Annotated in this window: 13 protein-coding genes; 4 read left to right on the top strand and 9 right to left on the bottom strand. The window is 64.0% G+C overall.

The features are described from left to right. The first annotated feature begins 1 nt into the window (after nt 1). The 4 genes from rplI (at nt 2) to LFL96_RS10830 (ending at nt 3,866) form a co-directional block, all read left to right on the top strand. Nucleotides 2–454: a 50S ribosomal protein L9 gene (gene rplI / locus LFL96_RS10845; RefSeq protein ID WP_280995254.1), complete on the top strand. Its 453-nt coding sequence runs from the start codon at nt 2–4 to the stop codon at nt 452–454. A 191-nt stretch (nt 455–645) separates the two neighbouring features. After that, the gene (locus tag LFL96_RS10840; RefSeq protein WP_280995253.1) at nt 646–2,031 is read left to right on the top strand and encodes a replicative DNA helicase; all 1,386 of its coding nucleotides are present in this window, start codon (nt 646–648) and stop codon (nt 2,029–2,031) included. Between the two features lie 198 nt (nt 2,032–2,229). Beyond that, nucleotides 2,230–2,856, top strand: a complete 627-nt coding sequence (locus LFL96_RS10835) for a DUF47 domain-containing protein (protein ID WP_280995252.1) — start codon at nt 2,230–2,232, stop codon at nt 2,854–2,856. Continuing rightward, a complete protein-coding gene (locus LFL96_RS10830) occupies nt 2,856–3,866 on the top strand; it encodes an inorganic phosphate transporter (RefSeq protein WP_280995251.1) in 1,011 nt (336 codons plus the stop codon). Before LFL96_RS10835 ends, LFL96_RS10830 begins: the two co-directional genes overlap by 1 nt. Before the next feature lie 144 nt (nt 3,867–4,010). Here LFL96_RS10830 and LFL96_RS10825 read toward each other — a convergent pair whose 3' ends face one another. The 9 genes from LFL96_RS10825 to LFL96_RS10785 form a co-directional block, all read right to left on the bottom strand. Next, nucleotides 4,011–4,817: an SDR family oxidoreductase gene (locus LFL96_RS10825; RefSeq protein WP_280995250.1), complete on the bottom strand. Its 807-nt coding sequence runs from the start codon at nt 4,815–4,817 to the stop codon at nt 4,011–4,013. A 175-nt stretch (nt 4,818–4,992) separates the two neighbouring features. Then, complete coding sequence (locus LFL96_RS10820) at nt 4,993–6,249, bottom strand: C40 family peptidase (RefSeq protein ID WP_280995249.1); 1,257 nt, start codon at nt 6,247–6,249, stop codon at nt 4,993–4,995. A gap of 202 nt (nt 6,250–6,451) precedes the next feature. Further along, nucleotides 6,452–8,341 (bottom strand): PhoH family protein, encoded by a 1,890-nt coding sequence (locus LFL96_RS10815; protein ID WP_280995248.1) that lies wholly within the window; start codon nt 8,339–8,341, stop codon nt 6,452–6,454. 371 nt (nt 8,342–8,712) lie between these two features. Beyond that, complete coding sequence (locus LFL96_RS10810; RefSeq protein ID WP_280995247.1) at nt 8,713–9,174, bottom strand: peroxiredoxin; 462 nt, start codon at nt 9,172–9,174, stop codon at nt 8,713–8,715. Nucleotides 9,175–9,353: 179 nt separating this feature from the next. Continuing rightward, nucleotides 9,354–10,247, bottom strand: coding sequence for a polysaccharide deacetylase family protein (locus tag LFL96_RS10805; RefSeq protein ID WP_280995246.1), 894 nt, complete (start codon nt 10,245–10,247; stop codon nt 9,354–9,356). Nucleotides 10,248–10,256: 9 nt separating this feature from the next. After that, on the bottom strand, nt 10,257–11,303 hold the full coding sequence (locus tag LFL96_RS10800; protein WP_280995245.1) for a bifunctional UDP-4-keto-pentose/UDP-xylose synthase: 1,047 nt from the start codon (nt 11,301–11,303) through the stop codon (nt 10,257–10,259). After that, a complete protein-coding gene (locus tag LFL96_RS10795; protein WP_280995244.1) occupies nt 11,300–12,235 on the bottom strand; it encodes a formyltransferase in 936 nt (311 codons plus the stop codon). Before LFL96_RS10795 ends, LFL96_RS10800 begins: the two co-directional genes overlap by 4 nt. Further along, nucleotides 12,232–13,275: a glycosyltransferase gene (locus LFL96_RS10790; protein WP_280995243.1), complete on the bottom strand. Its 1,044-nt coding sequence runs from the start codon at nt 13,273–13,275 to the stop codon at nt 12,232–12,234. The genes LFL96_RS10795 and LFL96_RS10790 overlap by 4 nt, the downstream gene beginning before the upstream one ends. A 6-nt stretch (nt 13,276–13,281) precedes the next feature. Then, nucleotides 13,282–14,433, bottom strand: coding sequence for a DegT/DnrJ/EryC1/StrS aminotransferase family protein (locus tag LFL96_RS10785; protein WP_280995242.1), 1,152 nt, complete (start codon nt 14,431–14,433; stop codon nt 13,282–13,284). Nucleotides 14,434–14,576 lie beyond the last annotated feature (143 nt).

Raw genomic sequence — 14,576 nt, 5'->3', positions numbered from 1 at the left:
AATGCAAATCATTCTTCTGGAAAAAGTCGTCAATCTGGGTAACCTGGGCGATATCGTGAAGGTCAAGGACGGTTACGCACGTAACTTCCTGATCCCGAACAAGCAAGCTCGCCGTGCAACGAAGGAAGCGCTGGCTGAATTCGAAGTTCGCCGCGCTGAACTCGAAAAGATCGCCGCTGAAAAGCTGGCTGCTGCTCAAGCTCAAGGCGAAAAGCTGGGTGGCTCGACGGTTCAGATCGGTCAGAAGGCTGGCGTCGACGGCCGTCTGTTCGGCTCGGTGACGAATGCCGACATCGCCGAAGCACTGGGCAAGCAAGGCTTCGCCGTGGAAAAGGCGCAAGTGCGTCTGCCGGAAGGCCCGCTGAAGACGGTTGGCGAGCACCCGGTTCAAGTTTCGCTGCACACCGACGTTCTCGTCGATGTGACGGTGGCGGTGATCGGCGAGCACGTCTAAGCTGACCGCCTGGTTAGCTGGATAAGCATCGCGTAGTCATCGAGTAGTCATCGAGTAGTATTTGCCAGGACGTTTCTGGCGAAAGGCAGGGGCCGGGCAACCGGCCCCTGCCTTTTTTACGCCTACTTTTGTGCGCGGTTTCCGGCTTTTCCGCTCGCCGTCTTCGTCCGATTACCCGATAATTCCTCTCCATGAACGCACCGTCCAAAGACCCCCAGCTCGAGTCGCTGAAAGTCCCGCCGCATTCGATCGAGGCCGAGCAATCGGTGCTGGGCGGCCTGCTGCTCGACAACGCGGCGTGGGACCGCATCGCCGACTTTCTCGCGCAAAGCGATTTTTATCGCTATGACCACCGCATCATCTTCGAACACATCGGCAAGCTGATCGCGGCCACGCGTCCGGCCGACGTGATCACGGTGTACGAAGCGCTCGGCACCTCGGGTAAGGCGGAGGAGGTGGGTGGTCTCGCTTATCTGAACGCGCTCGCGCAGAACACGCCGAGCGCGGCCAATATCCGCCGTTATGCGGAGATCGTGCGCGATCGCGCCGTGCTGCGCCGCCTCGTGTCCGTCGCCGACGAGATTTCCGCCGATGCCTTCAACCCGCAGGGCAAGGAAGTCCGGCAATTGCTGGACGAGGCGGAATCGAAGGTCTTCTCGATCGCGGAAGACGGTGCGCGCGGCACGCAAGGCTTTCTCGAAATCGGGCCGTTGCTGACTGAAGTGGTCGAGCGGATCGACACGCTGTATCACACCGCCAATCCGAGCGATGTGACCGGCACGCCGACCGGTTTCGTCGACCTGGATCGCATGACCTCGGGCATGCACGGCGGCGAGCTGATCATCGTCGCGGGCCGTCCGTCGATGGGTAAAACCGCGTTTTCGATGAACATCGGCGAATATGTCGCGGTCGAGTACGGCTTGCCGGTCGCGGTGTTCTCGATGGAAATGCCGGGTTCGCAACTCACCATGCGTATGCTCGGCTCGGTCGGGCGGCTCGACCAGCACCGTATGCGTACCGGCCGTCTGACCGACGAGGATTGGCCGAAGCTCACGCACGCGGTGCAGAAAATGAGCGAAGCGCAGATTTTCATCGACGAAACCGGCGGGTTGAATCCGATGGAATTGCGCTCGCGCGCGCGCCGGTTGTCGCGGCAGTGCGGCAAGCTCGGGCTGATCATCATCGACTATTTGCAGCTGATGAGCGGGTCGTCGTCGGGCGAAAACCGCGCGACCGAAATCTCGGAAATCTCGCGCTCGCTGAAGAGTCTGGCGAAAGAACTCGACGTGCCGGTGATCGCGTTGTCACAGTTGAACCGGGGGCTCGAACAGCGCCCGAACAAACGCCCGATCATGTCCGATCTGCGCGAATCCGGCGCTATCGAACAGGATGCGGACGTCATCCTGTTCATTTACCGCGACGAGGTCTACAACCCGGATAGTCCGGATAAAGGCACGGCGGAAATCATCATCGGCAAGCAGCGTAACGGTCCGATCGGACCGGTTCGGCTCACGTTCCATGGTCAATTCACGAAGTTCGATAATTTTGCCGGTGCGCAGAATTTCTACAGCGACTAAACCCTCGCGCTGTGGCGAAGCCAGGCGCAAGGCCCGGCGTGAGCCCACAGGCAATCCACGCAGAAAGGGAAGCGCTAACTGAATCGTCTGTTGTAACCGCGCTTTCGATGGTGCTTTCGAAAGTGCGGCAAGGGGCTCGCAACGGTACAATGTGGCGGTTTTATGTCAGCCATACTGTGACCAATTTTCGGGATCCCAATGTTCGGTCGATTCATGCCCACCGAGGGCAAGTTCTTTGAAATTTTCAATGCGCATGCAACATGCATCATCTCGGCCAGCCGAGAACTCGAGCTGCTGATCGACAATCTGCAGGACGCCGAGACCCACAAGCAAAACGTGCAGAAAGCCGAAAAGGCCGCCGACAAGCTCACGCACGAAACCATCGATCTGCTGCACAAGACCTTCATCACGCCGCTCGACCGCGATGAGATCCACAAGCTGATCACCACGATGGACGACATCCTCGACCTGATGGAGGACGTCGCCACCGCCATTTCCCTGTACGACGTGCAGGCCGTGACGTCCGAGGCCAGCCAGCTCGCGCACATCTGCACGGCGGCTTCCGAGCGCGTGCAATTCGCGGTCAGCCTGCTGTCGGACATGAAGCAGGCGAGCCAGATCCTGAAGGCCTGCGAGGACATCGACCGGCTGGAATCCGAGGCCGACCGCGTGCTGCGCTCGGCCATGTCGAAGCTTTTCCGCGAAGAAGACAACGTCAAGACGCTGATCAAGCTGAAGGCGATCTACGAATTGCTCGAAACGATCACCGACAAGTGTGAAGACGTGGCGAACATCATCGAAGGCATCGTGCTGGAAAACGCCTGATGCAATCGATACAACTCGCAATCTGGGTCGTTGCCGGCCTGGTGGCCGTCGCGCTGATTTTCGACTTCATGAACGGCTTTCACGACGCCGCGAATTCGATCGCCACGGTCGTCTCGACCGGCGTGCTGAAGCCGCAGCAGGCGGTGGCCTTCGCGGCGGCGTTCAACGTGATCGCGTATTTCGTGTTCCACCTGAAGGTGGCCGCGACCGTCGGCAAGGGCACGATCGACCCCGGCATCGTCGACCATTACGTGATTTTCGGCGCGCTGGTCGGCGCGATCGGCTGGAACATCATCACGTGGCACTACGGGATTCCGTCGAGCTCGTCGCACGCGCTGATCGGCGGTCTGGTGGGCGCGGCGCTGGCCAAGTCCGGCTGGGGTTCGCTGAATTTCGACGGGCTGATGAAGACGGTCGCCTTCATCTTCATTTCGCCGCTGCTCGGTTTTATCCTCGGCTCGTTTTTCATGCTCGCGGTGTCGTGGATCTATTTCCGCACGCCGCCGAGCAAGGTCGACCGGCGCTTCCGCCGCCTGCAACTGCTGTCGGCGGGGCTGTACAGCCTTGGGCACGGCGGTAACGACGCGCAGAAGACCATCGGCATCATCTGGATGCTGCTGATCGCGACCGGGTATGCGTCCTCGATCGCGGATGCGCCGCCGCTGTGGGTGATCGGCGGTTGCTATCTGTCGATGGGTATCGGCACGCTGTTCGGCGGCTGGCGGATCGTCCGCACGATGGGGCAGAAGATCACCAAACTGAAGCCGGTCGGCGGTTTTTGCGCGGAGTCGGGCGGGGCAATCACGCTGTTCACGGCGTCGTGGCTGGGCATTCCGGTGTCGACCACACACACGATTACCGGCGCGATCGTCGGTGTCGGCGCGACGCAGAAACTGAGCGCGGTGCGCTGGGGCGTGGCCGGCAACATCGTCTGGGCGTGGATTCTGACGATTCCGGCTTCGGCGGCGCTCGCCGCGGCGGCGTGGTGGCTGGGCCACCGGTTGCTGTAACGGAGGTTCCGACGCGACGCGCGTCTTCCGTCGTGTACTGTCTATGAAAAAACGGCGCGGGCTTTGCAGCCCGCGCCATTTTTTTTGAGCTCTCGTTGCGTTGCCAGCGGGTCTCGCAGGCTTCGCCATCGTATGACCCAGCGATCAGATCAGCGGCACACTGCCCCCATCCATCGGGACGATCGCGCCCGTCACATAGCTCGCGCGACGGCTCGCCAGGAAAAGCGCGACATCGGCAATTTCCTCCGGCTTCGCATAGCGTCCGAGCGGCACCTTCGCCTGACCCCGCGCAAGCGCTTCCGCGCTGTCGATCCCTTGTTGCGTAGCCTCCAGCTTGACCGCTTCCTCGACGCGCTCGGTCAGCGTCGAACCCGGATTGATCGCGTTGATGCGGATGCCATAGCGCGCGTAGTAGTGCGCGAGGCCGACCGTGGCCAGCATCAGCGCGGCGTTCGCGGCGCCACCGGCGATATGGATGTCGCTCGCGACCTTGCCGCCCATGCCGATGATATTGACGATCGTGCCCGGCTCCGCGCCGCTGTTGGCTTTCGCGCGCTCGGCCATGCGACGCAGCACTTCCTGCTGCGGGTAGATGTAGGGGAAGTACTTCGCTTCCATCGTCGCGCGAAAGGCGTCGGCGTCCAGCGTTTCCGGGTCATAGCGGCGCGCCGCGCCGGCGCTGTTGATCAGCACGTCGATCGGGCCGACGGCGGTGCTGACTTCCTCGACGATATCGGCGGCGCTGTGGGGTTCGTGCAGATCGGCGCGGGTCCGGTGCACGTGCAGCCCTTCCTGTTTCAACTGCTCGTATGCGCGGGCGAGGTTGGCGGGGTCGCGCGACACGATCGCGACCTTGGCGCCTTCCAGCGCGAAGGCGCGGGCGCAGGCGAGGCCGATTCCCTTGCTGCCGCCCGTGATCAAGACCACTTTGTTTTTCAGCCCGAGATCCATCGTCGCCACCTGCTGTCGGAAGAATATCGATGACGATAGCAGATCGGCGGAACGGGTGTGGCGGGGGCGGGGTTGCGGGGCCAGCGCGACGCGTGCGGCGGGTTGCGGCGGGTTTCGGGTTGAGCCGGCCGGCGAAGCGCATGTTGCGCGGCGCGCCCGGCCGACCCGCGATGCGTCAGAAATTCCCGTTGGCGAAGCGGGCGATCGGGTCGTCGTTGGTTTGCGTGGGCGCCGGGATCCCGCGTGATGCCGTCGATGCCCGCATGATCCGCACGCCGCCGTCGGCATTGGCATTGGCGTTGGCATTGACGTTGGCGTTGACGTTGTTATCCGCGCGCTGAATCTGCTGCGCCTGCTGTGCCTGGCGTGCCGCGACCGCGGCGGGTGGCGGCGGCTCGAACGCATCGGCGGCGGCATCGATCGGATCGGGGGCGTTGCTGGCCGCGGTCTGCGGCGTCATGCGACTGGTCGGGATCGTTTGAGCGGATGAGGAGAATGAGGAGGATGGCGCGTTATAAGCGCTAGCCTGTGCAGCCGCCGGAACCGCTGCCGGCGAAACCGCGCCGGCCGCCCGAGCCTGCATCTGCGCCGCGCTCAGGCCCGGCGGCGGCGGTTCGAACGGATCGGCCTGTGCGGGGGCGGCTGAAGCGGTGGCTGTCACCGGTTGCGCTTCGATAGTCAAAGGCGCACGAGGCGCAACGGCGACACGCGCCGGAGTTTGGCCTTCCCACTGCGCTGTCGATACCGGCGCCGATGCCGCTGCCTGTCCCTGACCCGCGCCACCCGCATACGCCGCCGGCTGCGACACCGCCGCCCCACGCTCAGTCTGCTGAGGCGCCGCCGCCTGATAGCTCGGCGTATCGAAAGGAGTCGGCACCGGCGTCGCGGCCGGCGCGGCAACACGCCGGATCCCGTCGAAGCGCTTGGCCCAGTACGAATTGGTCAAATAGTCGAGCCGCACCGTCCCGCCCGTCGATGGCGCATTGACGAAACGCAGCTTGCCGACATAAATGCCGACGTGCGAATGCGGCCGGCCAGTGGTGTTGAAGAAAATCAGATCGCCAGGCGCGATCTCGTCCGGCTCGATCGACTCGCCGCGCCCGCTCATATCGGCGGTGGTGCGGGGCAGGTTCACCGATGCCGCACGCGCCACCACATAACGAACCAGACCGCTGCAATCGAAGCCGCTATCTGGCGTATTGCCGCCCCATTTGTATGGAATCCCGACCAGACTCATCGCCTGAATGGAAATCTCCTCGCGACCGACGCTGTGATCGACGAAATTCGGGAATCCCGGCGGCGGCGGCCGATAGGCGCCGTTCGCGACGACCACCGAACTCCCCGGCACGCCACGCGACGACGTCTTTTGCTGCGCGCCGGCACAGGCGGCGAGCAGCAGGACGGTCAACAGGGATAGGGCGAGTCGGCGCATGACGACAAGGGCGGTAAACGCCCATTTAACGGCGGATGATTTCGGGATGGTAGCTGGTGAAACCGCGCTCCGGCAAGAATTCTTGACAAATTACTTGAAGTTCGTGCGCTAAGTGTGGCAATCAACGTATGCGACGCCCATGAAAAAGCCGCCTGCGGGACATCCCGCAGGCGGCTTCGATCAAATGCTAACCGTTTGAAAATTAAAGAATTTCCGACGCGTAGTCAGCGAGTCGCGAACGTTCGCCGCGCGCCAGCGTCACGTGCCCGCTGTGCGCCCAGCCCTTGAAGCGATCGACCACGTACGTCAACCCCGAGCTGCCTTCCGTCAGATACGGCGTATCGATCTGCGCGATGTTGCCCAGGCAGATGATCTTCGTGCCCGGACCGGCGCGCGTGACCAGCGTCTTCATCTGCTTTGGCGTCAGGTTCTGCGCCTCGTCGATGATCAGATACTTGTCCACGAACGTGCGGCCGCGCATGAAGTTCATGCTCTTGACCTTCAGACGCGAACGGATCAGTTCCTGCGTCGCGGCGCGGCCCCATTCGCCGGCTGCGTCGTCGGTCTTCTGCAGGACTTCGAGGTTGTCGTCGAATGCGCCCATCCACGGCTGCATCTTTTCCTCTTCCGTACCCGGCAGGAAACCGATGTCCTCGCCGACCGGCACCGTCGCGCGCGTCACGATGATCTCGTTGTAGCGCTTGTCGTCGAGCACCTGCGCGAGGCCGGCGGCGAGCGCGACCAGCGTCTTGCCGGTGCCGGCCTGGCCGAGCAGGGTGACGAAGTCGATCTCCGGATTCATCAGCAGGTTCAGCGCGAAGTTCTGCTCGCGATTGCGCGCGGTGATGCCCCACACGTTGTTCTTGTGATGACCGTAGTCGCGCAAGGTTTGCAGCAGCGCCGTCTTGCCGTTCAGCTCGCGCACCAGCGCGTGAAACGCCGGCTCGCCGTTCTGCGGCTCCAGATAGACGAACTCGTTGACCAGCATCGATGCGCACAGCGGACCCGTCACCCGGTAATACGTGGTGCCGGTTTTGGTGTCCTGCCAGCTCTCCATGCCCTTCGCGTGCTTCGTCCAGAAATCCTGCGGCAGCGCGCGGATGCCCGAGTACAGCAGATCGCTGTCTTCGAGCACCTGGTCGTTGAAGTAGTCTTCGGCGGGCAGACCGAGCGCATGCGCCTTGATGCGCATATTGATGTCTTTCGACACCAGCACGACCTGGCGGTCCGTGCGGTCGCGTTGCAGCGCGCGCACGACGCCGAGAATCTGGTTGTCCGCCTTGCCTTCCGGCAGACCTTCCACCGGCTCGATGGCGGTCAGCTTGGTCTGGAAGAACAGGCGTCCGGACGCCTCGCGGCTACCGAGGCGGGCCAGCGAGATGCCGTCCGACATATTGCCGGCGTTGGCCACCAGCGCGTCGAGCGTGCGGCTCACCTGGCGGGCGTTACGCGCGACTTCCGACATGCCCTTCTTGTGATTGTCGAGTTCTTCCAACGTCATCATCGGCAGATAGACGTCGTGTTCCTCGAAACGGAACAGGCAGCTCGGATCGTGCATCAGCACGTTCGTGTCGAGCACGAAGAGCTTCTGCGTTTCGGCGGAGTCGACGCTCGCGCCGCGTTTCTTGCCGGCGCCGCGCGTGGCGGGCGCGACGGCCGCGGCCTTGCCGGCATCGGCCTGTTTCGCGCTCGGCGCGCGGGCAACCACGGGTTGCGCCGTGGGTTGCGTGTGCGTTGCCGGCGCAGCGGGTTCGGCAGCCGGACGGGCAGTGGGAACCGGCTGCAGCAGTGCAGCGGTTTGCTTCGTTTTACGTGCGCGCGCCGGCGCGGGTTGTCCGGCGGCGTGCGTTGCGTTTGTCGCGTTGGCCGCGGGCGCGGCCGAAGCCGGCACCGGGCGCAGCGTGGTCGCGGCGTTGGCGGCATGCGCCATCGGCGTGGCGACATTCGCGCGGCCGTAGTCGGCCGACTCGGCGGACTCTCCTTCGGCGGCCTGTTTCTTCGAGGCGGAGCGCGCCGGCGTAGCGGCTTTGGCCTTGTATTCGTCAGGCGGCAGGAGATTGCCGAGCTTGCTGGGGGGGGTAGGCAAAGGCATGGTTTCCCTCGAATTATTCGGGTCGCATTTCGTGCGCCGCCTGTCGCATTCTGCCGGTGCCAGTGAGTGCGCACGCAGTTTGCGCCCGGAGGCGCGCATTCGGTCTAGAGATGCCGTTTCGCCTTGTCTTCGATCGGCTCCTTAACGGAAGCGCCCGGCCGGGTGAACGGACGGCCGCGCGCAATTAAAAAAGCCGCCGCCCCGGCGTACGGGGCAAGCGGCTCGCTTTCAGCGCTCGCGTTGCACCTCGCGACTCCGACGGCACCGGTCAAACCGGTGGGTACCGATACCGGTAGACGGCCGTCAAGTCTGGCGCAGCGGCGAAAAATTTGGGGTGGACAGGCACTCATTGCGGCCCAATATAGCGCGCCTCAAAGCGCTTGTACAGCCTCCAGAATGTCGTCGACGTGACCCGGTACTTTCACGCCGCGCCACTCCTGGCGAAGCACACCTTCGGCGTCGATGAGGAACGTGGAGCGTTCGATTCCACGTACTTCCTTGCCATACATTTTCTTCAATTTCATGACACCGAACAGCGCGCACAGCGTTTCCTCCGGATCGGAGATCAGCGGGAACGGCAATTCGAGTTTGGCCTTGAAATTGTCATGCGAACGCAGGCTGTCGCGCGACACGCCGACGATCTCCGCGCCGGCCTTTTTGAACTTCGGATACAGGTCGCGGAACTGCAGACCTTCGGTCGTGCAGCCGGGCGTGTTGTCCTTCGGATAGAAATACACCACCACCTTCTTGCCCCGCAGCTTGGAGAGCGTGATCTCGCCGCCGGTAGCGGAGGCGGTGAAGTCGGGGATGGGTTGATCGACTGCGATGGGCACGAGGTTCTCCGGTTGTTATGGCCGCGCTCGCGTGGCTGTCGCGGCGCGGCCTGGCATCGATGCGTGGGGAGGAGGCCGGCGCGGCGGGTTCTCGCGCTGACGGCCGGAAGGGCGAGACGGTTCGGCTTGCCGCCGGCCGTCGATTACCGGCCGCTGGCCGCCGCGGCTCGCGGCCCAGCTCAGGGCTGGACGATCAACTCGCCGGAGCGGCCAGAAATTTCGCCCCACGTAACAGGGTACGATGGCAGCGTGTCGCGGTCCAGCGTGGCGTAGTAATCGCCCATGGTCGCGAAGCTGTGCCCCTGCGCGCGCCAGCCGTCCAGCAGTTGTTCGAAGATCGGCGCGAGCTTTTGCCCTTCGAGTTCCGCGTGCAGCGTGAAGACCTGGTCGTGCGGATTGTTTTCGGTGCGCTTGAGCATCCACGCGGCGACGTTGTGCAGATCGACGCCGTCCACGCCGAGCACTTCGTCGAGCGTGGGCAGCGTGGTGGGCATCTGCACGTGCGCCAGGGTCTTGCCGTCGACCACCGGCAGATACGGCGAATGCCCCCGTCCGTCGGACGCGTAGTGCATGCCCCAAGCGTCGATCTGCTCGAACGCATGCCCGTTCATCTGCCAGCCGGCCGCGCCGTGCGTGACCGGCGGCGCGCCGAAGATCTCGACGAAACGGGCGTGACTACGACCCATCTGCGCGGCGGTCCAGGCGCGGTCTTTCGTGCGCACGTTGTCCTGCCAGTACACGTGGTCCCACGTATGGATACCGCACTCGAAACCGGCTTCGTGGATCGCGCGCATTTCCGCCGCGGCCTTCGCGCCGATGTCCGGGCCGGGCAGCAGCACGCCGTACATCAACTGCTTGACGCCGTAGTGCTCGACCACCGACGTGCGCGACACCTTCTGCAAAAACCCCGGCCGCAACACGCGGCGCATCGCCCAACCGGTGTGGTCGGGACCGAGGCTGAACAGGAAGGTGGCGCGCGCCTTGAAGCGGTCGAAGATACGCGCGAGGTTCGGCACGCCTTCGCGGGTACCGCGCAGCGTGTCGACATCGATCTTCAGGACGATACGGGCCAAGATCCGCCCTTATTGCTGTTCGACCAGCGCGCGCGCTTCGCCGACATGGCCGCGATACGCTTCGAAAATCTTGCGCAGGGCTTCGTCGAACGTCGACTTCGGTGCCCAGCCGAGTTCCTGCATCGTGTTGTCGATCTTCGGCACGCGGTTCTGCACGTCCTGGTAGCCGTTGCCGTAGTAAGCGCCCGACGAGGTTTCGACCAGTTGCACCTGCTTGGCCGTTTCCGCGTATTCCGGGAATTCGGCGGCCAGCGCCAGCATCTTGTGCGCGAGCTCGCGCACCGAGAAGTTGTTGGTCGGGTTGCCGATGTTGTAGATCTTGCCGGTGGCGACGCCGTCCTTGTTCTCGATGATCTTCATCAGCGCGCCGATGCCGTCGTCGATGTCGGTGAACGCGCGCTTCTGCGCGCCGCCGTCCACGAGGCTGATGTTCTCGCCGCGCACGATGTGGCCGAGGAACTGCGTGACCACGCGCGAGCTGCCTTCCTTCGGCGTGTAGATCGAATCGAGGCCCGGGCCGATCCAGTTGAACGGACGGAACAGCGTGAAGTTCAGGCCTTCCATGCCGTAACCCCAGATCACGCGGTCCATCAACTGCTTCGAGCACGCGTAGATCCAGCGCGGCTTGTTGATCGGGCCGTACGACAGTTGCGATTCTTCCGGATCGAACTGCTCGTCGGTGCACATGCCGTAGACCTCGGAGGTCGACGGAAACACCAGATGCTTGCCGTACTTGACGGCCGAGCGGACGATCGGCAGGTTCGCCTCGAAGTCGAGTTCGAACACGCGCAGCGGCTGCTTCACGTACGTGGCGGGCGTGGCGATCGCGACCAGCGGGAGGATCACATCGCACTTCTTGATGTGATATTCGACCCACTCCTTGTTGATCGTGATGTCGCCTTCGAAGAAGTGCATCCGCTCGTGATTGACGAGGTCGCCCAGACGTTCGGTCTGCATGTCCATCCCGAAGACTTCCCAGTCGGTCGTTTCGAGAATGCGTTTGGACAGGTGATGGCCGATGAAGCCGTTCACACCCAGAATCAGGACTTTTTTCATTGATGACGGGAAGTTTGGATGAGCTGGGCGAATTCGGCCGGGGCGATGGCAGTCTCGCTGCCGTCGTGCTGGTGCCGCAATTCGTGGATGGTGATCGCGCGACCGTCGCCGCAAATCGCGAAAACGCCATTATCGCTTACGTGCAGGCCCGGGGGCAAATCCGAGCGGAGCGCGCCAGGCGCGGCCAGACGCGCGCGCGCGACGATGAAACGGCGTCCGTCGAGATCGGTGAAGGCGCCGGGATAGGGCGGCGCAACCGCGCGGATCAGGTTGTAAACCTGCTGCGCGGGTTGCGTCCAGTCGATGCGCCCGTCTTCCGGTTTGCGGCCACCGTAATAGCTGCCGTGCGCGAGGTCGTTCGGCAGATGCGGCGCCTCGCCCGCCAGCAGGGCCGGCAATACGCGCCACAGCGTCTGCTCGGCGGCGACCGTGACCTTGTCGAATACCTGTGCGGCGGTGTCGTCGGGCAGGATCGGCACCGGCGTCTGCGCGATGATCGCGCCCGCGTCGGGCCTGGCGGCCATTTCGTGCAGCGTCGCGCCGGTTTCGGTTTCGCCGTGGATGACCGCCCAGTTGGTGGGCACCCGGCCGCGGTACTTCGGCAGCAGCGAGCCGTGCATGTTGTACGCGCCCCGCGCGGCGAGCGCCAGCAGGTCGACCGGCAGCATGTGGCGGTAGTAGAACGAGAAGATGAAGTCGGGCCGTGCGGCGCTCACGGCGGCGCGTAGTTCGGCGCTCTTCGGATCGGCCGGCGTGACCACCGGAATGCCGTGCTCGGCCGCGACCGAGGCGACGCTGCCGAACCAGATGTTCTCGCTCGGATTGTCTTCGTGCGTGACGACCAGCGCCACCTCGACGCCGCGCGCGAGCAGCACCTGCAGGCAGCGCACGCCGACGTTGTGATACGCGAATACGACGGCGCGCGGCTTCATGGCGTCGGCCCCTGATCGACCAGCGGCGCGGCCTGCACCGCCTGCACGACCGCCTGACGCGGCGCTTCGCTCACGGCGGCGCCGTCGCGCTGTTCGAGGATGGTCTGCACCAGATAGCGCGGCCGTGCGCGCACCTGCTGATAGATCCGGCCGATGTACTCGCCGAGCAGCCCGAGCGCGAAGATGATCACGCCGAGCAGGAAGAAGATCACGGCGAACAGCGTGAACACGCCTTGCACTTCCGCGCCGATGATGAAGCGGCGAATCAGCAGCAGCACGAACAGCGCCGCGGAGCCGAGCGACAGGATCACGCCGATGAACGACAGCCACTGCAGCGGCACCACCGAGAAGCCGGTGACGAGGTCGAAGTTCAGACGGATCAGCGAATACAGCGAGTACTTCGATTCGCCGGCGAAACGCTCCTCGTGCGCGACTTCGATTTCGACCGGGTTCTGCGCGAACGTGTACGCGAGCGCCGGAATGAACGTGTTGATTTCGCCGCACCGGTTGATGGTGTCGATGATGTGCCGGCTGTACGCGCGCAGCATGCAGCCCTGGTCGGTCATCTTGATGCGGGTGATGCGCTCGCGCAGACGGTTCATCGCGCGCGACGCCTTGCGCCGGAACAGGCTGTCCTGGCGTTGCAGGCGGATCGTGCCGACGTAGTCGTAGCCTTCGCGCATCTTCGCGACCAGCTTGCCGATTTCTTCCGGCGGATTCTGCAGGTCGGCGTCGAGCGTGATGACGATCTCGCCGCGCGATTGCTCGAAGCCCGCGAGGATCGCCATATGCTGGCCGTAGTTGCCGTTCAGCAGGATCACGCGGGTCGTGTCGGGCCGCGCGCGGAACTGCTCGGCGAGCAGCGCGGCGGATTTGTCGCGGCTGCCGTCGTTGATGAAGATCACTTCATAACCGGTGCCGAGCGCGTCGAGCGCCGGATACAGGCGCGCGAACAGCGCGGCCAGCCCGGCTTCCTCGTTGTACACCGGGATGATGATCGATACTTCCGGTGCGACAGCGCGATGTTCCGAATAAATCATTTCCGCTTATTTTCCGTATTGTTCGCAAATTTCATTGACCGCGCGGCAGACCCGCGCCACGTCGCCTTCGTTCATCTGCGTGAAGAGCGGCAGCGTGACGGTGCTCGCGCCGTAGCGCTCGGCGTGCGGGAACATGCCTTCCCGGAAACCGCGCGCCTTGTACAGCGAAAACAGATGGATCGCCGGATAGTGCACACCCGAGCCGATGCCGCGCTCCTTCAGTTCGCCCATGAAGGTCGCGCGGTCGATCGACAGGCGTTCGAGCGGCAGCGTGACCAGATACATGTGCCAGTTGCTGTTCTCGAAGTCCGCAAGCGGCAGGCCCAAACCCAGCTCGCGCGCGGCGCCGCGCGCGAAGCCGTCGAAGTAGGCGCGTGCCAGTTGGCGGCGCTGCGCGGTGAAACGCTCGATGTGCGCCAGCTGGCCGAGGCCGACGCGCGCCGCGACGTCGGTCAGGTTGTACTTGCCGCCCAGCAGGTCGCAGTCCATGCCGTCGAAGCCGGTGCGGGTGATGCCTTGCAGGCGGTATTTCTGCGCGAGGACCGCTTCTTCCTCGTTGTTGAGCACCAGCGCGCCGCCTTCGATCGACGTCAGATTCTTGTTCGCGTGGAAGCTGAACGACACGATGTCGCCCAGCTTGCCGATGCGCTCGCCGTTCCACGTCGAGCCGAACGCCTGGGCGGCGTCCTCGATCACGCGCAGCTTGTGGGCGCGGGCGATCGCGTACAGACGGTCCATGTCGACGGGCAGGCCGGACAGGTAGACCGGAATCAGCGCCTTGGTACGCGGCGTGATCGCTTTTTCGAGCAGATCGAGGTCGATGTTGCGGGTGACCGGATCGATGTCGGCGAACACCGGCGTCGCGCCGACTTCGTAGATCACGTTGCTGGTCGAGACCCACGACGCGGGTGTCGTGATCACCTCGTCGCCCGCGCCGACACCGGCGATGCGCAAGCCGATCTCGAGCGTCGCCGTGCCGGAGTTGAACGTGCGCACCGGGCGGCCGCCGCAGAACCCGGAGAGCGCCGCCTCGAACTTCTGGTTTTGCGGGCCGGTGGTGATCCACCCGGAGCGCAGCACGTCGGCGACGCCCTGGATCGTTTCTTCATCGATCTCGGGTTTGACGAACGGCAAGAACGGCACTGTTGGCTGAGTCATGAATGCTTTTGCTCGATTGAAAAGGCGGTGAGCCGAAGGGCGCGCAGTAAACCACAAAGTATGCACAAACCCAAGGCCACTGCAAAAAAGGGCGCAACCGCACAGCATACGCGCCGCAGCTTAAGCCGTGCTGAGCCGCGCTG

The organism is Paraburkholderia sp. D15, from assembly GCF_029910215.1.
In the GTDB taxonomy this organism is placed as follows: domain Bacteria; phylum Pseudomonadota; class Gammaproteobacteria; order Burkholderiales; family Burkholderiaceae; genus Paraburkholderia.
Note: the sequence above shows the minus strand (reverse complement) of the source record. Positions and strands in the feature narration are given on the sequence as shown.

Excerpts from the sequence above, each read along its gene's own strand:
- rplI (WP_280995254.1), top strand. The coding sequence starts at position 2 with ATGCAAATCATTCTTCTGGAAAAAGTCGTCAATCTGGGTAACCTGGGC.
- LFL96_RS10840 (WP_280995253.1), top strand. The coding sequence starts at position 646 with ATGAACGCACCGTCCAAAGACCCCCAGCTCGAGTCGCTGAAAGTCCCG.
- LFL96_RS10835 (WP_280995252.1), top strand. The coding sequence starts at position 2,230 with ATGTTCGGTCGATTCATGCCCACCGAGGGCAAGTTCTTTGAAATTTTC.
- LFL96_RS10830 (WP_280995251.1), top strand. The coding sequence starts at position 2,856 with ATGCAATCGATACAACTCGCAATCTGGGTCGTTGCCGGCCTGGTGGCC.
- LFL96_RS10825 (WP_280995250.1), bottom strand. The coding sequence starts at position 4,817 with ATGGATCTCGGGCTGAAAAACAAAGTGGTCTTGATCACGGGCGGCAGC.
- LFL96_RS10820 (WP_280995249.1), bottom strand. The coding sequence starts at position 6,249 with ATGCGCCGACTCGCCCTATCCCTGTTGACCGTCCTGCTGCTCGCCGCC.
- LFL96_RS10815 (WP_280995248.1), bottom strand. The coding sequence starts at position 8,341 with ATGCCTTTGCCTACCCCCCCCAGCAAGCTCGGCAATCTCCTGCCGCCT.
- LFL96_RS10800 (WP_280995245.1), bottom strand. The coding sequence starts at position 11,303 with ATGAAAAAAGTCCTGATTCTGGGTGTGAACGGCTTCATCGGCCATCAC.
- LFL96_RS10795 (WP_280995244.1), bottom strand. The coding sequence starts at position 12,235 with ATGAAGCCGCGCGCCGTCGTATTCGCGTATCACAACGTCGGCGTGCGC.
- LFL96_RS10790 (WP_280995243.1), bottom strand. The coding sequence starts at position 13,275 with ATGATTTATTCGGAACATCGCGCTGTCGCACCGGAAGTATCGATCATC.
- LFL96_RS10785 (WP_280995242.1), bottom strand. The coding sequence starts at position 14,433 with ATGACTCAGCCAACAGTGCCGTTCTTGCCGTTCGTCAAACCCGAGATC.